At 63.8% G+C, this 19,351-nt stretch carries 15 protein-coding genes; 7 read left to right on the top strand and 8 right to left on the bottom strand.

Annotated elements, in window-relative coordinates:
• Positions 1-118: 118 nt before the first annotated feature.
• The 3 genes from BM400_RS16060 (at position 119) to BM400_RS16050 (ending at position 7,225) form a co-directional block, all read left to right on the top strand.
• Entirely contained in the window at positions 119-4,630 is a 4,512-nt protein-coding gene (locus BM400_RS16060; RefSeq protein WP_089840617.1) for a glutamate synthase-related protein, read from the top strand.
• Between the two features lie 146 nt (positions 4,631-4,776).
• Positions 4,777-5,442 (top strand): TetR/AcrR family transcriptional regulator, encoded by a 666-nt coding sequence (locus BM400_RS16055; protein ID WP_089840615.1) that lies wholly within the window; start codon positions 4,777-4,779, stop codon positions 5,440-5,442.
• The gene (locus tag BM400_RS16050) at positions 5,435-7,225 is read left to right on the top strand and encodes an AMP-dependent synthetase/ligase (RefSeq protein ID WP_089840613.1); all 1,791 of its coding nucleotides are present in this window, start codon (positions 5,435-5,437) and stop codon (positions 7,223-7,225) included. The genes BM400_RS16055 and BM400_RS16050 overlap by 8 nt, the downstream gene beginning before the upstream one ends.
• 3 nt (positions 7,226-7,228) lie before the next feature.
• Here the strand turns inward: BM400_RS16050 and recR are convergent, their stop codons facing one another.
• From recR to BM400_RS16030, 4 genes are all read right to left on the bottom strand, one after another.
• Positions 7,229-7,831, bottom strand: coding sequence for a recombination mediator RecR (gene recR, locus BM400_RS16045; RefSeq protein ID WP_175529059.1), 603 nt, complete (start codon positions 7,829-7,831; stop codon positions 7,229-7,231).
• A gap of 47 nt (positions 7,832-7,878) precedes the next feature.
• A complete protein-coding gene (locus BM400_RS16040; protein ID WP_089840612.1) occupies positions 7,879-8,202 on the bottom strand; it encodes a YbaB/EbfC family nucleoid-associated protein in 324 nt (107 codons plus the stop codon).
• Complete coding sequence (gene dnaX, locus BM400_RS16035; protein WP_089840610.1) at positions 8,203-10,311, bottom strand: DNA polymerase III subunit gamma/tau; 2,109 nt, start codon at positions 10,309-10,311, stop codon at positions 8,203-8,205.
• Positions 10,312-10,431: 120 nt separating this feature from the next.
• Positions 10,432-11,346, bottom strand: a complete 915-nt coding sequence (locus BM400_RS16030) for a LysR family transcriptional regulator (protein WP_089840607.1) — start codon at positions 11,344-11,346, stop codon at positions 10,432-10,434.
• A gap of 91 nt (positions 11,347-11,437) precedes the next feature.
• On the opposite strand from BM400_RS16030, the gene BM400_RS16025 reads away from it, so the two are divergent.
• A complete protein-coding gene (locus BM400_RS16025) occupies positions 11,438-12,337 on the top strand; it encodes a DMT family transporter (RefSeq protein WP_175529058.1) in 900 nt (299 codons plus the stop codon).
• Positions 12,338-12,347: 10 nt separating this feature from the next.
• On the opposite strand, the gene BM400_RS16020 is transcribed toward BM400_RS16025, so the two are convergent.
• On the bottom strand, positions 12,348-12,821 hold the full coding sequence (locus BM400_RS16020; protein WP_089840603.1) for an SET domain-containing protein: 474 nt from the start codon (positions 12,819-12,821) through the stop codon (positions 12,348-12,350).
• A gap of 146 nt (positions 12,822-12,967) precedes the next feature.
• Here BM400_RS16020 and BM400_RS22850 point away from each other — a divergent pair, with 146 nt between their 5' ends.
• A complete protein-coding gene (locus BM400_RS22850; protein WP_175529057.1) occupies positions 12,968-13,735 on the top strand; it encodes a tetratricopeptide repeat protein in 768 nt (255 codons plus the stop codon).
• A 67-nt stretch (positions 13,736-13,802) separates the two neighbouring features.
• Here BM400_RS22850 and BM400_RS16010 read toward each other — a convergent pair whose 3' ends face one another.
• Both BM400_RS16010 and BM400_RS22140 read right to left on the bottom strand, forming a co-directional pair.
• Positions 13,803-15,365 (bottom strand): flavin monoamine oxidase family protein, encoded by a 1,563-nt coding sequence (locus BM400_RS16010; protein ID WP_089840599.1) that lies wholly within the window; start codon positions 15,363-15,365, stop codon positions 13,803-13,805.
• A gap of 86 nt (positions 15,366-15,451) precedes the next feature.
• A complete protein-coding gene (locus BM400_RS22140) occupies positions 15,452-15,622 on the bottom strand; it encodes a hypothetical protein (protein WP_175529056.1) in 171 nt (56 codons plus the stop codon).
• A gap of 101 nt (positions 15,623-15,723) precedes the next feature.
• Here BM400_RS22140 and BM400_RS16000 point away from each other — a divergent pair, with 101 nt between their 5' ends.
• On the top strand, positions 15,724-16,557 hold the full coding sequence (locus BM400_RS16000; RefSeq protein WP_141223967.1) for an energy transducer TonB: 834 nt from the start codon (positions 15,724-15,726) through the stop codon (positions 16,555-16,557).
• Positions 16,558-16,563: 6 nt separating this feature from the next.
• On the opposite strand, the gene BM400_RS22135 is transcribed toward BM400_RS16000, so the two are convergent.
• Entirely contained in the window at positions 16,564-18,189 is a 1,626-nt protein-coding gene (locus BM400_RS22135; RefSeq protein ID WP_175529055.1) for a putative N-acetylmannosamine-6-phosphate 2-epimerase, read from the bottom strand.
• 113 nt (positions 18,190-18,302) lie between these two features.
• Between BM400_RS22135 and BM400_RS15990 the strand changes: the two genes are divergently transcribed.
• Positions 18,303-19,346, top strand: coding sequence for an L-rhamnose/proton symporter RhaT (locus BM400_RS15990; protein ID WP_089840592.1), 1,044 nt, complete (start codon positions 18,303-18,305; stop codon positions 19,344-19,346).
• Positions 19,347-19,351: the final 5 nt, after the last annotated feature.

The raw sequence follows: 19,351 nt of genomic DNA, 5'->3' as shown, positions 1-19,351 counted from the left end.
ATGTATAAATATACATGAACGCAGCATTCGGTCGTCAAGGGCAGCGTTGACTCGAAAGATGAGGGCTTCGTAGGCCATCCCTGAGCAAAAAGGGACGCTAATCGAAGTATAGTGAAGCATGGACTGGTTAACAACAGGTAACCGGCAGGATGCTGCCGTCGGCATTGGCGTCTCTCAAAATGGGAGGCGCAATCTGGTCGATGCACGTTTCGATCAGGATTCTTGTGGCGTTGGATTTGTGGCTTCGATCGACGCAGTCGCTTCACACACCATCTTGAAACAGGCTGCGGGTGCGCTTGCGCGTCTGGCGCACCGCGGTGCGGTTGCGGCCGATGGCAAGAGCTCGGACGGCGTGGGTCTGATGACCGCTGTGCCGGCTGCGTATCTGCTTGGTGCATGCGGCCACGCGGTCGATGGCGCGCTGGGTGTGGGGATGCTGTTCCTGCCTGCGGGTGAGACCAAGGCGGAAGCCGTGATCGAGCGATGTCTCGTCTCGCAGGACCTGAAGGTTCTGTGTTGGCGCGAGGTTCCGACGAAGCCTGAGGTGCTTGGCGAAATCGCTCTCTCCACCATGCCGGTGATCAAGCAGGTTCTTGTCGTGAATGGCGAAGGCGATGCCGCCACCATGGAACGCCGCCTTTACCTGGCGCGGAAGCAGTTCGAAAAGCTGACCGAAGCCGGTGAAGTTGAGGGCTACCTCTGCTCTCTTTCTTCGAAGACTCTTGTGTATAAGGCGATGTGCTCCGGCACGCTGCTGCCTGAGTTCTTCCCCGACCTGGCGTCGGAGGAGTATGTGACTCCTTTTGCGATCTTCCATCAGCGTTATGCGACGAACACGGCTCCGAGCTGGCACCGGGCGCAGCCGGGACGGATGCTGGCGCACAATGGCGAGATCAACACCGTGTGGGGCAATCGCTCGCGCATGGTGGCCCGCGACGCGACGCTGCCGGTCGAGTGCAAGCCGGTGCTGACGCACGGCGGCACGGATTCGACGAGCCTGGACGAGGCGATCGAGCTGCTCTCGCGCAACGGACGTACGACGGCCGAGGCTGTGCGTATGCTGCTTCCGCCTGCCGAAGAAGGGCACCTGGGATCGGCCTTCCTGCGCTACAACACCGACTGCGCGGAGCCTTGGGATGGCCCGGCCGCCATTGCGTTCTCAGATGGCACGCTGGTGGGCGCTGCGCTCGACCGCAATGGACTTCGGCCCTGCCGCTTTGCCGTTACGCTGGACGGGCTGGTCGTTGCCGGGTCCGAGGCTGGACTGGTCGACCTCGATCCCGAGCGCGTTTCGCACAGCGGACGCCTTGGCCCCGGCCAGATGCTGGTCGTCGATCTTGCGCGGAACAAGTTTTATGAGGACGAGGCGCTGCTCGCGCTCTTCGACGAAGAGATGGGCGAGATGCCAGCCTCGACCGATATGCCTTTGGCGGGCATCGCGTCGGTGAGCCCGGATGCGGCTGCTCTTTCGGCTCTGCAGCGTGGCTTTGGCTACACGCGCGAAGACGTGAAGATGATTTTGCAGCCGATGGCAGCCGACGGCAAGGATGCTGTCTGGTCGATGGGCGACGACACCCCGCTGGCCTTCCTGGCGAAGGCTCCGCGGCCGGTCTACGCGTACTTCCGCCAGCGCTTTGCGCAGGTGACGAATCCCGCGATCGATCCGCTCCGGGAGGCGTGCGTGGTCTCGCTGCATACGCGCCTTGGACCGTGGCCTCACCTGCTGGACAAGAACGCTCCTTTGCCTGGCCTCTGGCTCAAGTCGCCGTTCCTCTCGACCGGACAGGTCGCGGCTCTGCGCAGCGGTCAGTACGGTCACGTCGACGAGATGCGCCTGGCTGAGCTGCACTGTCGCATCGAAGAGGATCAGACCCTCGCGACGGCGCTCGATGTCATCTGCGACCGCGCGGTGGAGCTGGTCCGCGACGGTGCCCGTCTTCTTCTGTTGTCGGACCGTTCCGCCAGCCCTGAGCTCGTCCCTGTGCCCATGGCGATGGCGACCGGCGCGGTGCATCAGGCTCTTGTGGCTGCAGGACTGCGTACGCTGACCGGGATCGCTGTGGAAGCGGGCGATTGCCGCGACATCCACCATGCCGCCGTGCTGATTGGGTATGGCGCGGGCGCGGTGTGCCCGTGGCTCGCGCTCGAGACCGGTATGGCTCTGACGCCCGCCGGGGGAGACCGCGCCGCCAGCGAGTACCGGATGCTGAAGGCGCTGGATGCGGGGCTCGCCAAGGTGATGTCGAAGATGGGCATCTCGGTGGTGGACAGCTACCGTGGGGCGCACCTGTTCGACATTCTCGGACTGCACCAGAGCGTTGTGGATCGTTGCTTTGTCGATACGCCGGCACCGCTGAGCGGTATCGGGTTCTCGGACCTGGAAGCGCATCTCCGCGCGACCTGGCAGCCGACTGTGGCCGCTGTTTCGGCGGAGCTGCCGGACTATGGCTGGGTGCGTTTCCGCAAGGCCGACCTGGCCGAGCCGCACGCCTGGCAGCCACCGACCGTGAAGGCGCTGCAGTCCGTGGTGGGCAGCGCACGGAATGTGCCGCAGCCTGCGGACCCGGCCGCGGCGTTCCAGATCTACACGCAGGGTGTGGTGAACCGTGAGCCTGCCGTGCTGCGCGATCTGCTGGAGATTCGTCCGGCGGGTGCGGAGTTGCGGCTTGAGGCGATCGAGTCGAACTCGAGCATCGTGAAGCGCTTTGTGGCTTCGGCCATGTCGCTTGGCTCGCTGAGCCCTGAGGCCCACCAGACCATCACCGCTGCGATGAACATGCTCGGCGGCCGGTCCAACACGGGCGAGGGCGGGGAAGACAGGGATGTCTACAAGGCCCAGCCGCAGCTTGTGCCGGCAGGTGGCGATGGCTCGGGCCGTTCGCTCGCTTCGGGGGGCGTGGCTGTCATGGAGCGCCCCATCGAGGCTCCGGCGGTCCATGTTTCGCTGAATAACAAGATCAAGCAGGTGGCTTCGGGCCGGTTCGGCGTCACCGCCGAGTATCTGGCGCACGCCGAGGAGATCGAGATCAAGGTCGCCCAGGGGGCGAAGCCCGGTGAGGGCGGACAGCTTCCGGGACACAAGGTCAGCGGCCTGATTGCTCGTCTGCGTCATGCGCAGCCGGGCGTCTCGTTGATTTCGCCTCCGCCGCATCACGATATCTACTCGATCGAAGATCTGGCGCAGTTGATCTATGACCTGAAGCGCGTGAACCCGAAGGCATCAGTTGGCGTGAAGCTGGTTTCGAGCTGCGGCGTCGGTACCGTGGCCGCGGGCGTGGCCAAGGCGTATGCGGACTTTATCGTCATCGCCGGCAACACCGGAGGGACGGGTGCGGCGGCGCTTTCGAGCATCAAGTACGCGGGCAATCCGTGGGAGCTTGGCCTCGCCGAAGCGCAGCAGGTGCTGATGCATAACGGCATGCGCGGACGCGTTCGTCTGCGTACCGATGGTGGGCTCGCCACGGCTCATGACGTTCTTGTGGCTGCGCTGCTTGGGGCGGATGAGTACGCTTTCGGGACGGCGGTTCTCGTGGTGCTGGGCTGCGATATGGCTCGCCAGTGTCACCTGAACACGTGCCCGACGGGCATTGCGACCCAGAAGCCTGAGCTGCGGGCCAAGTTCCGCGGTAAGCCGGAGCATGTAGTTCGCTTCTTCGAGGAGCTCTCCTCGGATCTGCGTCATCTTCTGGCTCGCTATGGACTGCCTTCGCTGGAGGCGGCTGTCGGCCGCACGGATCTGCTGGAGCAGGTCCGGTTCGAGGGCAACCTCGACCTGAGCCCCATGCTGGAGCGGGTGAACGACGGGCCGAAGAGCTGGGAGGGCAAGCCGAACAACCGTCCCGACGAGAAGGCGCCTATCGACGATGCCTGGGTTGAGCCGGCGCTTCGGGCGCTGGAACAACGCGAACCGTATTTTGTCCGTGCGAAGGTCGACAATGGCGACCGCTCGGTGGGCACAAAGCTCGCCGGAGCGTATGCGCTGAAGACGGTCGAAGACGAAGCTGCCGTACCGGAGGCTCGAATGGAGCTCGAAGGCATCGCGGGCCAGTCCTTCGGCGCCTTCGCGGTGAAGGGTATGACGCTGCGTCTCGACGGCCAGGCCAACGATTTCGTCGGCAAGGGTCTGTCAGGTGGCGAGATTGTGATCCGCGCGACCGGCCTTGCGGCCAAGGATAGCGGACAGCATGTGATCCTCGGCAATGTGGCGCTGTATGGCGCGACCTCCGGGGCGCTCTACGCGGCTGGACGCGCTGGCGAGCGGTTTGCCGTGCGCAACTCCGGCGTGACCGCCGTGGTGGAAGGCGTTGGCGATCACGGATGCGAGTACATGACGGGTGGAACGGTCGCCGTTCTGGGACGCGCCGGCATGAACTTCGGAGCGGGCATGACCGGGGGCGTGGCGTGGGTGTTCGATGGCGACGGATCGTTCGTCAACGACAAGCGCTACCATGTCGACTTCATGGAGCCTACGGCCTTCGACGACTGCAGTCCCGAGATCCAGGCGGAGCTGCGCGGTCTGCTCGAAGTCCACACGGAGAAGGCCTCCAGCGCACTTGCTGCCGCGCTTCTGGGGAACTGGCCGGAACGGGTCCAGGGCTTCGTCCGCCTTACGCCCAAGCCGCAGGTCTAGCCTCTGCTTTATGCGAGAGGGCCCACGCTCCGTCTGGGGTGTGGGCCTTTTCTTTTTTCATGCGTTGAAACGGTGAACTGGCATTCATTCGCGGGTTTGGGTAGAGTGGCGTGACTGGGAGATTGTGCATCTCTCCTGTTACAGGTATGCGGGAAGCGAGGCGGAGTCTGAAGCGGAAGACAACGAATGCGGAGGGTGGGTTGAAGGCGGAAGGCAGACAGGTGCCGGCAGCGGAGAAGTATCAGCGGATTCTGGACGCGGCGGTCGAGGTGATCGCCGAGAATGGCTACTTCAACTCCCCGGTGAGCGCGATTGCCGCGAAGGCCGGTGTCGCGGATGGAACCGTTTATCTCTACTTCAAGAGCAAGGACGAGGTTCTGCGCACGGCGATCGACACGACGTTTGCGCGCTTCTACGGGCGGGTGGAAGAGGAGTTCAAGACGATTACCGGGCCGAAGGAACAGCTCGAGTTTATTGCGCAGGTTCATCTCGAAAGCCACGAAAACCGCAGTGTCGCCATCTTAATGCAGACGGAGATGCGCCAGTCCGCGAAGTTCATCTCCGAGTTCTCGCATCATCATCTCGTCAAGTACATTAGCGTGGTGCGCGAGGTGGTTCGGCGCGGGCAGAAGATGGGCATCTTCCGGTCGGATGTGTCGGACGGGGTCGTCGCGCATTGCCTGTTTGGGGCGATCGACGAGTTGCTCAGCTCGGCAGTCTTCACGGGACGCGCGTACGACGCCAAGGCAACCGCGGCCCAGGTCATCGACGTATTACTGAACGGGATTCGCTCCGGAGAAAAGCATGTTTAGTTTGAAGACGATGAATGACGTGTTCGCCATGGTGGCAACGCGTGGCGATAAGACCGTCATGATGTGGCAGGATGCGCAGGCCCAGTGGCACCCTATCAGTTCGAAGCAGCTCTATGGCCGTGTGCGGGCGCTGGCGGCGGTGTTTGCGTCGTGGGGCGTAACGAAGGGCGATCGCGTCGCCATCCTGTCCGAGAACCGCCTGGAGTGGATTATCACGGACTTCGCTACGCTCTCGCTGGGCGCGGCCGATGTGCCCTTGTATGCGACGACCACTGCGGATCACGTTGGGTACATGCTGCGCGACGCGGGTGCGAAGGTGCTGGTGGTCTCTTCCGGGGAGCAGTACGCCAAACTTGCGGGTGCGGGCGATCTGCCGGATCTCGAACATGTGATCGTGATGGACGACGGTGACTTCGCCAATGCGGAGAAGTTCTCCGCGCTGATGGAGGCCGCGCCCTCGCTCGAAGCCCCCGATGCGGCCTTCGACACGCGTGCGCAGGAGGTCGCTCAGCCTGACGATCTCGCAACGTTGATCTACACGTCCGGCACCACGGGCGAGCCCAAGGGTGTGATGCTCAGCCACGGCAACCTGGCGAGCAACATCAATGTTTCGACCGATCCACTCAACTTTACGGATCAGGATAGCTGCATTTCGTTTCTGCCGCTGTCCCACGTTACTGCGCGCCATACGGACTACGCGCTGATGTGCCATGGTGCGACGCTGGCCTACCTGCCGAAGTTCGATCTTCTGGTGGCGGCGATGAAGGCTGTGCGTCCTACGGTGGTGATTGCCGTGCCTCGCGTGTACGAGAAGATCCGGCAGGGTGTGGAGGGCAAGTCCGCGCACTCGCCGATCAAGCGCGCCATCCTGAAGACGGCGGTTAGCGTGGGGCAGTCCCATCGCGAACAGACGCTGCGCGGCGAAGGGCCATCGGGGCTTGTCTGGAGCCTGATGGACAAGCTGGTGTATTCCAAGATTCGCGAGGCCTTCGGAGGGCGCGTGCGTGTATTTGTTTCGGGCGGCGCTCCGCTCGGTATGGACTCGGCCGGCTGGTTTGCCGATGTCGGCATCCGCATCTTCGAAGGCTATGGGCTGACGGAGACTTCGCCGGTCATTGCGGTGAACTACCCGAGTGCGCACAAGATCGGTACGGTCGGCAAGCCTCTCGTGAACGTGGAGTGCCGCTTCGCCCCGGATGGCGAGCTGGAGGTGAAGGGACCGTCCGTCTTCCACGGCTACTGGCATAAGCCGGATGCGACCAAGGAGGCCTTTACCGAGGATGGCTGGTTCAAGACCGGCGACATCGGCGCGATCGATCATGAGGGCTTCCTTTCCATTACGGACCGCAAGAAGGAACTGCTAAAGACCAGCGGAGGCAAGCTGATTGCGCCGCAGCCGATCGAGAACAAGTTGAAGGGCAATACGCTGGTCGGCAATGCCGCGCTGGTGGGCGACAAGCACAAGTTCGCGTGCGTGCTGCTCTCGCCGAACTTCGCCGCGCTGGAAGGCTGGGCGAAGCAGCAGGGGATCGCTACCAGCAATCGCGCGGAGCTTGTGAAGAATCCCAAGGTGATCGCGACCTACCAGGGCATCGTCGATGGCGTGAACGGCTCGCTGGCCCAGTACGAGAGCATCAAGCGGATGACGGTTGTCGGGGATGAGTGGTCGGTGGAAGACGGCGAACTGACGCCGAGCATGAAGCTGAAGCGCCGCATCATCGAGAAGAAGTACGAGAAGGAGATTGGTGAGTTCTACGCGGACGAGGCCAGCTCCCACAAATAGGGGCTAGAACTCGCGGCGGCCTTCGAGCGAGCGCGTCATCGTCACTTCGTCGGCATACTCGATGTCGCTGCCGGCGGGGATGCCGGTGGCGATGCGCGTGACCTTCAAGGTGGGCGCGATGCGATGCAGTTCGTGACCGATGTAGGCGGCCGTGGCCTCTCCCTCGGTGGTTGGGCTGGTGGCGAGGATTACCTCTTCGACGGCGGTCAGGCGGGTCAGGAGGTTCGCGATGCGAAGCTGCTCCGGGCCGACGCCTCCTATGGGCGACAGCGTGCCATGCAGCACATGGTAGAGGCCGTTGAAGCTGCGCGTCTTCTCGATGGTTGCGATGTTGGTGGGCTCTTCGACGACGCAGATCTGGATCTGCGACCGCAGCGGCGAGGTGCAAAAGATGCAGGGATCGACGTCGGTGATGTTATTGCAGAGCGAGCAGAGCCGGAGTGTGGCCTTCAACTCGCGGATCGCGATGGCGAGTGCCTCGGCGTCTTCCGCCGACGAGCGAAGGACGTGAAACGCGAGTCGTTGCGCGGATTTCGTGCCGATCCCCGGGAGCTTGCGCAGCTCGTCGATCAGGCGTGACATCGGTTCGGCGAAGCGAGAGGCCATAAGGACAGTTCTCAGCTGTAAGTCTTGAGAGTTTGAACGGACAACGGTTATCCGAGTCCGGGGAGGTCGAAGCCTCCGAGCATGTTGGCGGTGGAGGCCTTCATGGCCTCGTCGGCCTTCTGGCCGGCCTGGTTCACCGCGGCGGTGATGAGGTCTTCGAGAAGCTCCAGGTCGTCGGGTGTGCTGCCCATCGCCGTGGGGGAGATCTTCAGCCGGAGGAGCTCCTTGCGGCCATTCATCCGGACGGTGACGACGCCACCTCCGGCGGAGGCCTCGACGACGGTCTCCGAGAGCTTCTGTTCCATCTCGCCCTGCATGGCCTGCGCCTGCGAGAGCATCTGCTTCATCTTGCCAAGGTCCGAAAAGTTCATTTAGTCCTCTCTCAGGTCGATCACGTTGCGTATCTCGGCCTGGAACAGGCTCTGCGCACGCTGCACGATAGGATGCTCCATGGCTTTGGCCTGTGCCGATCCGGAACGGGGGGCCTTGGCTTTTTTTTCTGCAGCCTTCATCGCGGGGTCGGCGGGCAGGAGCGTGATGTTGACGGGGCCGCCGGCCTGGCGGACCGCGAGGCGCAGGATCTTTTCGGCATCGGCGTTGACGACTACGCCCAGCATGATCTTCGAGAGCATCGTCTGGATCTTGAGGGTGTCGCCGTCGAGTATAAAGTTCGCATCGCCGATGGCATCGGACGCCGAACCCTGCTTCGCGTTCGACAGTGCATCGACGACCGCATCCTGGAGGTGCGAGGCGGGTTCGCCCGGTGCGGAAGGGGCTGGAGCCGGTGGCGCCGCGACAGGGGTGGCGGGTGCCGGAGCGGAGAAAGGAGATGCCACCGCCGCGGGGGGCGCGACCGGAATGGGCGCTGGGGCGGGCACCGGTGGGGGAGGTGTGGACGGCGCCGAGAACGGAGACACGACCTCGACCGGTGCCGCGACCGGCTGAGCGGCTCCAGGCGGCGTAGCGAGGGGAGACGCAGCCACCACCGGAGGCACTCCAAGTGCCGGCGGAGGAGAGACGGGGGCCGCGACCGCGACAGGCGGTGCAACAGGGACAGGGGGTGCGACGGGAAGGGGAGCAGCCACAGGTGGTGCCGTCTTTGCGACCGGCACTGGCTCGGGCTGGTGGCCAACCGAGATCCCCTGGAAGCGCTCGCGATTTGGCGTGTCGGCGAAGGGCGAAAACGCGGGCCTGGTGTCCGCCGGGGCTGCTGGAGCTGTGGGGCGGGGAGCGGGAGCAGCGGCCACAGGGCGCACCGCGGACTGAGCCCGTGGCGCGGAGCCACCACCACCGCCCGCAAGCTGGCTAAGAACCTCTTCCACCGGCAGCAGACGCCGCAGATGCACCAGCTTCAGCAGGCCGAGCTCAAAGTGAAAACGCTGCTCCTGCCGGTAGCCAAGCTCATCGAAGGTACGGAGCATTGTCTGCAGGAAGCGGGTCAGCTCTTCCTCGGTGAAGAGCGCAGCCGTCCGTGCGGCACGCCTCTGCTCGTCGGGTGAGATCTGGAGAAGCTCCGCCGCTGCGCCACCCTCGGCCGATTCGGGCGTGAGCCCGGAGATCTTTGCAATGAGGGAGTTCCGCAGATACCGAACCGCCTGCCGGGCCAACTGGGCCGGGGAGTTTCCAGCGTCCAGCAACTGGTTCGCGGTGGTCATGACCTCGGCGGAGTTGTTGTCGTTCACCGCCTGAAGGATGCGCTCGAAGACCGCGTTGGGTACCGTTCCCATCAGTTCGCGAATCTGCTGCGCGACGAGACGTGGACGGCCATCCTCCACAGGAGCGGAGGCGATGGCCTGGTCCATGATGGAGAGCGCGTCGCGCATCGAACCGTCGCCGGCCTCAGCCAGCAGCGCCAGGGCGGCTTCGTCGGTGTCGACGTTTTCGTGGGCGGCGATGGCCCGGATTTCGCCGAGAATATCGACCAGCTTCACCGCATGAAAGCTGAAGTGCTGGCAGCGGGATCGGACGGTCTGCGGAATGTCTTCGGGCTGGGTCGTCGCCATCATGAAGATGACGTGGTCGGGTGGCTCCTCGAGCGTCTTCAGCAGGGCGTTGAAGGCCGCGTCCGTAATCTGGTGGGCCTCGTCGAGGATGTAGATCTTGTAGCGGTCGCGGGAGGGACGATAGCGGGCGGCGTCGCGGAGTTCGCGAATCTCATCGATGCCGCGATTGGTGGCGGCGTCGATCTCGATGACGTCGACGGCGTTTCCGGCACGGATTTCAGTGCAGGACTCGCAGACCTCACAGGGCTCCGCGAGCGGCCGCAGTTCGCTGCCGATGGGGTTGCGGCAGTTCAGGGCGGCGGCAAGTATGCGTGCGATGGTGGTTTTGCCGATGCCACGGTGGCCGCTGAAGATGTACCCGTGCGCGATCCTCTGCTGCGTCAGCGCGTTCATCAGGGTCACGGTGACGTGGTCCTGGCCGGCGACGTCGGCGAAGCGGCGGGGGCGATACTTGCGGGCTAGAACCTGATAGGCCATGGGTGTCCAAGGTCTATTGTAGCCGCTGGGCATGTGCGAAATCGGTCGTTTGGATACGCCTCGGGGAGCCCGAAGGTCCAGCTTTTTGTTCGTACGAAAGAGTGGGGATGGAGCTGCGGACTATTGGCGCGGTCGACCGGTCTGGGCCTTGCCGCTCAGCACGTCGACGGCGGTGGTCCAGAAGGCCTGCATGGTGGGAGAGAACCACTTCTCCTTGTTGCGGACGATCTGGGTGTAGACGTACAGGCGGCGCGGGGGCCAGCAGAGGGCGACCAGGCTTCCGCTGCGGAGCTCCTCGGCGACGACGATCTCGGGCAATACTGCGATGCCCATACGGGCGAGGGCGCACTGCTTGATGGCTTCGACGCTGGTGAATTCGAGGGATCGGGTAAGGCGTGCTCCGGTGCGGGCGAGGGTGCGCTCAAAGAGGGCGCGATAGCTGCATCGTCGCTCGGTGAGGAGGAGTTGTTCGGCGGCGATTGCGTCGGCGGTCACGCGCTTCGTCCGGGCCAGCGGATGGCCTGCCCAGACGGCAAAGACCATGCGTTCTTCGTGCAGCGAATGGACGACGTACTGCGAGTTCTGGACGGGCTCGTCGATGGTAATGGCGAGGTCGATCGTGGGGTCGGAGACGATGGCGCTGGCGCAGATGGGCGAGGCTTGCAGGACGATCTCGACGGCGGGGAACTGGCACTGGAAGTTGCGGAGGAGATCGGGCATCCGGTAGGTGAGGACGGACTCGGACGCCGTGAGGGTGAGGCGTCCGGCGGGGGTGCCGCCACGGTGGACGGAGAGGCGCGCCTCTTCGGCGAGGTTGATGAGGCGCTCGGCATAGGGAAGGAAGTCGGTCCCGGCGGCGGTGAGCGATAGGCCGCGTCCTACGCGGTCGAAGAGGGGGACACCGAGCTCGGACTCGAGTGCGTGAAGCTGCGCCGTGACGCTCGACTGCGCGTAGTTGAGGGTGCTGGCGGCGCGGGTGACGGAGCGCTCGTGGGCGACGGCGGCGAAGGAGCGGATCTGGCGGAGGTCGAGCATGGGGGCTGCTCCGGATACATCGATGGATTCGATGGGTTGTATCGTATCAATTCATTGGACGCGATGGAAATCCGCTGGCATTGTTGGGGATATGAAGACGAGGACGGTACTGCAGATTCTGTTGTTGTCGGCGGTTTGGGGTATTTCGTTTCTGATGATCCGGATAGCGGGGACGGTGTTTCCGCCGGTGTGGGTTGGGCTGATGCGCTCGAGCCTGGGGGCTCTGCTGCTTTGGACCGTGTTGCTGCTGGGCGGCAATAAGCTGCCGCCGCGCCGGTTGATTCGGTGGCTTCTCCTGGTGGCGCTGTTCAACAATGCGATTCCATTCACGCTGTTCGCGCTGGGCGAGAAGACGGTACCGAGCAACATTGCCGGGGTGATCAATGCGACGACGCCGATCTGGACGCTTCTGCTCTCGCTTGCGATCTTTCGGGTGAGGATGACGGCGCTGATGATTGGCGGGGTGCTGCTGGCGTTCGTCGGGGTGGTGGTTGTGGTGATGAACCAGACGGCCGATCCGGCGCAGGTGCCGGGGGCTGCGCTGCGGGGCTCGATTGTGATTGCGCTGGCGGCGCTGGGGTATGCGATTGCGACGGTGATTGCGAAGGCCAAGCTGAATGGGCTCGATCCGATTGGGCTGGCAACGACGCAGTTGACGCTTTCGGCGGGGATGCTGCTGCCGTTCGCTGTGTTCGGGGAGCATCCTTCGGCACTTTCGTGGGCGCCAGTGGCGGCGATTTCGGTGCTTGGCTTCGCCGGGAGCGGGCTGGCTTACCTGCTGTATTACAAGCTGCTGGGCGAGGTTTCGGCGACGCAGGTGGTGGCGGTAACGTACCTGCTTCCGTTGTGGGGGCTGCTGTGGGGCGCGGTCGCGCATGAGGCAGTGGGCCTGCCGGCGTGTGTGGGCGTGGCGATTACGATTGTCGGGCTGGTGATTCTGAACTGGAAGCCGACACCCAAGGAGCAGGCGGTGAAAGCGCAGACTGCCTGAGCTTCCTTGATCAATCGGCGGCTTGTCTGGCGGCGGCTTTGGCCTTGGCACGTTCGAGGCGGGCGCGGCGCTTGAGTTCGAGGGGGCTGAACATGGTCTTGCGGCAGTTGGGAGCGCCGCAGTCGCAGTCGGCGGTGGCGTCGTCGGAGTCGAAGAGGTTGTACTCGTAGGTGAGCTCTTCGCCGGGCTTGATGGCGCGCAGGGTCGAGATGTAAATGTGTCCGTCGACCTCTTCGGACTCGCAGTTGGGATTGCAGGAGTGATTGAAGAACATGGGCGTGCCGAAGCCGTCGATGACCATGTCGTCCTCGCCGTAGCCGAAGAGGTAGGTGACGAAGCGTTCGGCGTAGCGGGCGTCGGCGACTTCCTTGGTCATGCGTGGACCTTCGTACTCGCAGACGCGCGTTCCCTTGCGGAGGGTGCGGGTGGTGTAGCAGCCTGCGGCGTGGATAGAGGAGGAGCGAATGACGAGCGTCGGGAGCATGAGGCAGGGACCAGGGATCAGGGAATAAAGATCAGGTGTTCTTTTGCGACTATAGCAAATGCGTTTGGGACGGCGTGATTTGGTGATCCTTCGACCGGCTGCGGCGATTGCGTGACAAATGGGGCTTCGGCGTCGTCCAATGGGGTATGGTTCGTTGCGTCTGGATGCTTGGGTTGGTGATGGTGGGCGCTGCGGCGGCGCAGACGGGGAAGCCTTGTCCGACGGATGGGAGCGCTCAGCCGAAGGGGTGCGTGGTGGCACCGGCGAAGGCTCCGGGGAACGCGTTTCCTTATCCGGGAGATACGCCGGACACACCTGCCGCGGATGCGCCTGCACCTTCGGCACCGAAGACGGTGGCTCCGGATGCGCCTGCGGCCCCGGCACCTTCGGGAGCGGCGGACAGGTTTCCTTATCCGGGGGAGGCTCCTGCGGCTCCGGCTCCGAAGGCGGGTGGGGCGGGGGATAAGTTTCCGTATCCGGGGGAGACTCCGGCCGATGGTTCGAGTTCTTCGAGTTCGTCCAGCTCTTCGAGTTCCGGCGGGGAGGATCCGGCTGCGGCGGATGACAAGGGTCCTCTGAAGGATGAGGGGACGACGGGTTCGACGAAGAGCTCGCGACGTCGTTTGCGTCCGCCGGCACAGAAGATTCTGAGCGACCCGGAGAGGGAAGATGAAGACCTTACGGTCGCGAAGTTTTATCTGTCGCGGGGAAATCTGCAGGGAGCGTATCTGCGGACGAAGGATGCGGTGAAAGTGCAGCCGGACGATCCGGACAGCCACTGGGCGCTGGCAGACGTGGCGGACAAGATGGGGAAGAAGGATGAGGCGACGACCGAGTATCAGGCTTATCTGAAGCTCGATCCCGAGGGAGAGCATGTGAAGGCCGCCAAGGCTGCGCTGGGGAAGCTGAAGTAGGGCAAGGGCGGTCGGGAAGAGACACAACGTCCGTGGGCTCATGGATGACATGAGCCCACGGACGTTTTCAGGACTTGAGGGTGGTGGCGATGCGATCGATGGCGTGGTGGGCTGAGAGGACGGCACCCTCCTGCCAGCCTACGAGATGCGAGAGGTAGTCGCCGGCGAAGTAGGTACGGCCTTGCGGCTTGTCGAGTTGGGCGTAGGCTGGGTCGCTCGTGGCGAGGTGGTTGTTGGCGAAGCAGCCGAGTGAGTAGGGGGTCTTCGACCAGTTGATGTAGATGGGCTTGGTGAGCAGCGAGCCGCGGCCCGGGTGAAGGGTTTCTACGGCCGACCGGGAGGCTTCGAGCTTGGCGTGTGTGTTGGGCAGGGCACCAAAGGCGGTGGGTTTGCCGGCGGCGTCGTGCTCCAGGTTGAAGCCGGCGACTATTACGCCGGTGGGCGAGAAGAGCTTGTCGGTGGGGTACCAGACGATGTCGACGGGGTGGGTGAGGAAGGAGATGCCGCCGTAGATGCGGTTCTCCTTCTCCCAGAAGCGCGGGGCTTCCCAGGCGATCTTGTAGAGGGCGGTCATGGGCATGCCGGTGAAGGCCTTCCTGGTCTCGGGGGTGAAGTTGTTCTTTGTTTTCGCGAGCACCGAGATGGGCATCGTGCAGATGCAGAAGTCGGCTTTTGCGGTCTTCGGAGTGCCGGAGTGGGTGTAGGCAACGGTGACGCCGTTGTCGCTGGTGGTGATCTCGGTGACGGGTGCTTCGTAGACGATCATGTCCTGCGGCATGGCGCGGGCGAAGCCGTAGGGGATGCGGTCCATGCCGCCGACGGGCTGGAACATGGTGACCTGCCAGTCGATCTGATCTTCGTAGACCTCGCCTTTGCTGAGATCGGCGGCGAGGAGCTCGGAGAGCTTGAGTGGCTGGTGAAGGACCTCCTTCGAGAGTCCTGCTCCGCGTGGCGTGGTGAAGCCGGCGCGGGTGGTGCCGGTGTACTTCCCGTCTTCGAGGTCGCCGTAGGTGGTCAGAAAGGCGAGCATGCGCTCACGGTCTTCGGGGGTGAGTTCGGCATCGAGAGCTTTGCGGTCGATGCATTTGGCGAGGAGTTCGGCGAGGTATCCGCGGGTGTCGTAGACGACCTGACGCTGCTCGACGGGCTTGCCGCCGTTGAGCAGCGGGGACTGCATGAGGGCGGAGCGGGAGACGTTGACCTCGACTTCGACGGGAACGCCGAGCTGCTGACAGTAGTCGAGGAGGTGGGTGTGATGCGAGGGAATGCGGGCTGGGCCGGCGTTGAGGTAGCCGCCGTTCGACCAGGTACAGTGCTGGGTCTCGCCGTCGGTGGTGGTGATGGTGCTGCCGTCGCGGACGGACCAGGAGCGGCCTCCAGGGCGGTTGCGGGCTTCGAGGATGGTGCAGGTGAAGCCGGCCTTGCGAAGCTCATAGGCTGCGGTGAGCCCGGCAATTCCGGCACCGAGGATGAGGACTGTCTTCCCGCGGCCGAAGTCGGGGGCAAGGATGGGAAGGGAGGACTGGCCCACTGCGGGGATGAGGCCGAGGGTGTTCATGGCGGAGAAGGTGGCAGCGTAACCGCCGATTTGGGCGATGCGCTCGAGAAAGACACGGCGGGTGAGGGGCATGTACGGGGGCTCCTGGTGTGTCCTGTCTGATTTTTGGGTGACAGGTCCAGTGTGCCGGGTGGAGAAGGGGATTACAAGGATTTGTTTTAGTCTGCCTCGGGCAGGGCGGCGAGGTGGAGGGAGATGGTCTGGATCTCGGGGCCGTTCATGACGGCGACCATGATGCAGTCCTTGTGGAGTCCATCGTCGCCGGCGGCGATGTACCAGGGCATGACGGCTTGCTCAGGCTTCGAGTTGGCGGATGTGTGGTCCGGCATGATGGGCTCCCTCGGTTCGTCTTTGCTGGAGAAGTTATCGGCTGCTGACGGGCACTCCATGAGAGGATTCAACCACGACTTGCCGCAGAGGAAGAGGAACCGTGACGCGTTGGATGATAACCGTGGTGTTGCTGTTGGCGGGCGTGCCATCGCCTGCGCAATCGAACGAGGCGGACCTGACAGCAAGGCTGCTGGGGAAGCAGTTGTATCTGCGTGGGCTGTGGGGAAGCGACAAGCTGAAGTTCGATGGTGCGGGTGTACCTGAGGGCGACGCCGGGACGACCTCCTGCACGCTCTCCGGTATTGAGATTGAGTCGGTGAAGTTAAAGAGCGGAAAGCTGGTTCTGGAGGGGCGGCGGTACGGCATCGTCTATGACAGATCGATGCCGAAGCGGATTGCGATGGATGTAACCGTCGTCATGGGTATGGGGACCAAGCCGGAGAAGATGCATCTTGAAGTGATGGAACCGGCGGGCAAGAACTACGGGCCTGCGCTCGATGCGATCTTTCTGGATGACTTCGGCAAGGTGGGCGGATCGTGCCGCGATGGCTGGCGGAGCTTTGCGGAGAAGCAGCTTGCGATCACTTCGACGGCGCCGATAAAAAGCGGCGCGGCGCCGGTGGTGGAGGAGAAGAAGATGGATGCGCTGCGCGTCGGTCGCGACGGCGTCAAGGCACCGGTACCGCTGAAGATGCCGGATCCTGTGTTCAGTCAGGCGGCCCGCGCCATGAGAGTCTCGGGGAATGTGCTGGTCTATCTCTGGGTGGGGCCTGACGGCCGGCCCAGCCATATCCGTGTGATTCGCCCGTTGGGGCTGGGATTGGACGAGTCGGCTGTCACCGCGGTGGCGGGTTATCAGTTCAGACCGGCGCTGCGCGGCGACGAGGCGGTGACGGTGGAGATGAACGTCGAGGTTAACTTCCAGATCTTCTGACGGGTTTCATTCAGAGTGTGCGTTGAAGACGGAAGCGGCGGCGCCTTGTACCCCGGCGTAGTGCCCGGCTGTGGCGTGCAGGATTCTGGGCGGGCGTTTGGTGCCGAAGTGGAGTAGGGACTGGGTCTTCTGCTGAAGCTCTTCGAGGAAGGTTGGTTGTCCCTCGATGAGACCGCCGGAGACGATGACGGCTTCGGGGTCGAGGATGTTGAACACGTTCGCCAGGCCTTCGGCGAGATGCGTGGCGAGCGTGGTGTAGGCGGCGCGGGCTGCGGGGTCTCCGGCGATGGAGAGGTTTGCGATGTTGCGCGCTTTGGTGGCGTCGTCGCCCTCGAGAGGCTTGGGCGCCTGATACGCGCGGATGAGCGCTGCGGTGGAGACGTAGGCCTCAAGGCATCCGTTGCGGCCGCAGTTGCAGGGCTCTCCGTCGAAGCGGATGACCTGGTGGCCGATGGTGCCGGCGAATCCGTGCTGGCCGCGCTGCAGCTTGCCATCGACGACGAGGCCACCCCCAATGCCGGTGCCGATGGTGAGCGCAACGAAGCTGGAGAGGCCTCGGCCCGCGCCGTAGTGAAGCTCAGAGAGGGCGGCTGCCTGCGCGTCGTTTTCCACGAAGATGGGGAGGGAGGTGTGGCCGGCGAGGAAGCCGCGGATGTCGAACCCAGCCCATCCGGGGAGGTTTTCGGTGGCGGCGAAGACGATGCCGTTCTCGGCGTCGATGGCTCCGGCGCTGGCGATGCCGATGCCGGTGAGTCCGATGCTATGCACGGAGGCCGTGGCGAGGGTCTGCCGGACGGCCTCGAGCAGGGAGGCTGCGATGACGGCGCGGCCACCGGAGGCCTGGGTGGGGATCGAGATGTGGGATGAAACCTCACCGGTGGAATTGACGATGGCCGCCTTGATGGCGGTGCCGCCGATGTCGATTCCGATGGCATGGGCAATGCCATGAGAGACGGGGGCATCGATCGCGCGGAGGAAGTTGGCGGTGATGGTACCGGGGCGCGTGATGGCGGAGCCGACGACGACGCACCATGCTCCGGCATCGAGGGCGCGGCGGGCTTCGGTGGGTGTGCCGATGTGGCCTTCCGCGACGACGGGACGCTGGGTCGCGCTGGCGATGGCACCGACCAGTTCGAAGTCGAAGGAGGTGGTGCCGGCGGTCTCTTCGGTGTATCCGTTGAGGGTGGTGCCGATGAGATCGCAGCCGGCCTGGGCGGCGGCGATGCCGTCGCGGAGGGTGGCGATGTCGGCCATGACGAGGACGTTGAGCTCAGCCTTGATGCGGGCGACGATCTCGCGCCACGGTTCGCCATAGGAGTGGGTGCGGTCGGTGCAGTCGAGCGCGACGATGTCGGCTCCGGCAGCGGCGAGGGCTGCAGCGTCGGCGAAGGTGGGGGTGATGCGGAGCATGCCGCCACGGTAGCTCTTCTGGATGCCGATGATGGGCACCTGCGTGTCGAGGCGCACGGCGCGGATGTCTTGCGGGGAGTTGAGGCGGAGGGCCTTCGCTCCGCCGAGCACGGCGGAGCGGGCGACACGACGGAGCGTATCGGTGTCTTCCATGGGATCGTTCGGCGCGGCCTGGCAGGAGACGACGAGCTGACGGTGTAGGCTGGCGAGTGTTGTAAGCATGGGTTAAAGGTCTTTCCGCTCCGTGCGCGTATTCTATCGACGAAAGGGTTGCGTCGAACATCTCTAGTTGTATAGTGTACTGACGGAAGCGGGCGGTACGTCAAGAGCGGTGGATGGGAGTCAACGTGGAAGGTGTCGTTGCGTTCGGTGCTCTGCTGGCCCTGCTGTCCGGGGCGATGAATGGTTTATTCACGATGCCCATGCGTTTCCTGGGGCGGTGGTCCTGGGAGAATGTGTGGAGCGTGTTCATCGCCGGTGCGTGTTTGGTGCTGCCGGTGGTGATGGTGTCGGCTGCTCCGGGGAGTTGGAACGTCCTGATGCATGCTCCGGGGCATGCGGTGATCATCGCGTTGTCTACGGGGTTTGCGTGGGGCTTTGGCGCGGTGATGTTCGGGCAGAGCGTGAGCGCGATCGGCATTGCGCTGGCGAATACGTTTGTGCTCGCGATCAGTTCCGCGCTGGGTTCGCTGATTCCGATGTTGCTGCTGACGCCGGAGAAGATTCATGAGCGGGCCGGCGTGGCGATCCTGTCGGGCATTGCGGTGGAGATTGTGGGTATCGCGCTGTGCGGGCGTGCAGGCATGATGCGCGAGAAGGCGGCCGCGAGTGGGGATGCGGCGCAGCGTGGGGATCTGGTGGGGAAGGCGCGTCCGATGGCGGTGGCGCTTCTGTTGGTGGTGGGATCGGGGTTGTTGTCGGCGGTCTTCAATATCGGGTTTGCGCTGGCGCATCCGATTGCGGCGTTTGGACAGGCTGAAGGGTTGACGGAGTTCGCCAGTACGAATCTGATCTGGATTCTCATGATGGGCGGCGGGGCGGTTTCGAACCTGGGCTTCTGCGCGTATCTGCTGATCAAGAACAGGAGTGCGGGCAAGTTTCTGCAGCCTGGGGGTGGGAGGCTGTATGGGCTTGGGCTGGTGATGGCTCTGCTTTGGGGTGGAAGCATCTTTGTGTATGGCGCGGCAGCTCCGAAGCTGGGTGCGCTGGGCGCCTCGATCGGATGGCCTCTAAGCCTTGCGACTGGATTGCTGGTCGCGAATGTCGTTGGACTGACCTTGGGCGAGTGGAAGGGTGCGCCGAAGGGTTCGTTGGCATGGATGTTCTCTGGAATAAGCATTTTGATCGTCGCGATTGTTATCTTGAGTAAAGCCAATTAAGCAGA

The sequence above is a fragment of the Granulicella pectinivorans genome (genome assembly GCF_900114625.1).
Lineage (GTDB): Bacteria > Acidobacteriota > Terriglobia > Terriglobales > Acidobacteriaceae > Edaphobacter > Edaphobacter pectinivorans.
The sequence above is the reverse complement of the archived record's forward strand: the minus strand, read 5'-3'. Positions and strand labels throughout refer to the sequence as shown.

Excerpts from the sequence above, each read along its gene's own strand:
- BM400_RS16020 (WP_089840603.1), bottom strand. The coding sequence starts at position 12,821 with ATGCTCCCGACGCTCGTCATTCGCTCCTCCTCTATCCACGCCGCAGGC.
- BM400_RS22135 (WP_175529055.1), bottom strand. The coding sequence starts at position 18,189 with ATGCTTACAACACTCGCCAGCCTACACCGTCAGCTCGTCGTCTCCTGC.
- BM400_RS16025 (WP_175529058.1), top strand. The coding sequence starts at position 11,438 with ATGAAGACGAGGACGGTACTGCAGATTCTGTTGTTGTCGGCGGTTTGG.
- BM400_RS16060 (WP_089840617.1), top strand. The coding sequence starts at position 119 with ATGGACTGGTTAACAACAGGTAACCGGCAGGATGCTGCCGTCGGCATT.
- recR (WP_175529059.1), bottom strand. The coding sequence starts at position 7,831 with ATGGCCTCTCGCTTCGCCGAACCGATGTCACGCCTGATCGACGAGCTG.
- BM400_RS16030 (WP_089840607.1), bottom strand. The coding sequence starts at position 11,346 with ATGCTCGACCTCCGCCAGATCCGCTCCTTCGCCGCCGTCGCCCACGAG.
- dnaX (WP_089840610.1), bottom strand. The coding sequence starts at position 10,311 with ATGGCCTATCAGGTTCTAGCCCGCAAGTATCGCCCCCGCCGCTTCGCC.
- BM400_RS16010 (WP_089840599.1), bottom strand. The coding sequence starts at position 15,365 with ATGCCCCTCACCCGCCGTGTCTTTCTCGAGCGCATCGCCCAAATCGGC.
- BM400_RS22850 (WP_175529057.1), top strand. The coding sequence starts at position 12,968 with ATGGTTCGTTGCGTCTGGATGCTTGGGTTGGTGATGGTGGGCGCTGCG.
- BM400_RS16055 (WP_089840615.1), top strand. The coding sequence starts at position 4,777 with ATGCGGGAAGCGAGGCGGAGTCTGAAGCGGAAGACAACGAATGCGGAG.
- BM400_RS15990 (WP_089840592.1), top strand. The coding sequence starts at position 18,303 with ATGGGAGTCAACGTGGAAGGTGTCGTTGCGTTCGGTGCTCTGCTGGCC.
- BM400_RS22140 (WP_175529056.1), bottom strand. The coding sequence starts at position 15,622 with ATGCCGGACCACACATCCGCCAACTCGAAGCCTGAGCAAGCCGTCATG.
- BM400_RS16040 (WP_089840612.1), bottom strand. The coding sequence starts at position 8,202 with ATGAACTTTTCGGACCTTGGCAAGATGAAGCAGATGCTCTCGCAGGCG.
- BM400_RS16050 (WP_089840613.1), top strand. The coding sequence starts at position 5,435 with ATGTTTAGTTTGAAGACGATGAATGACGTGTTCGCCATGGTGGCAACG.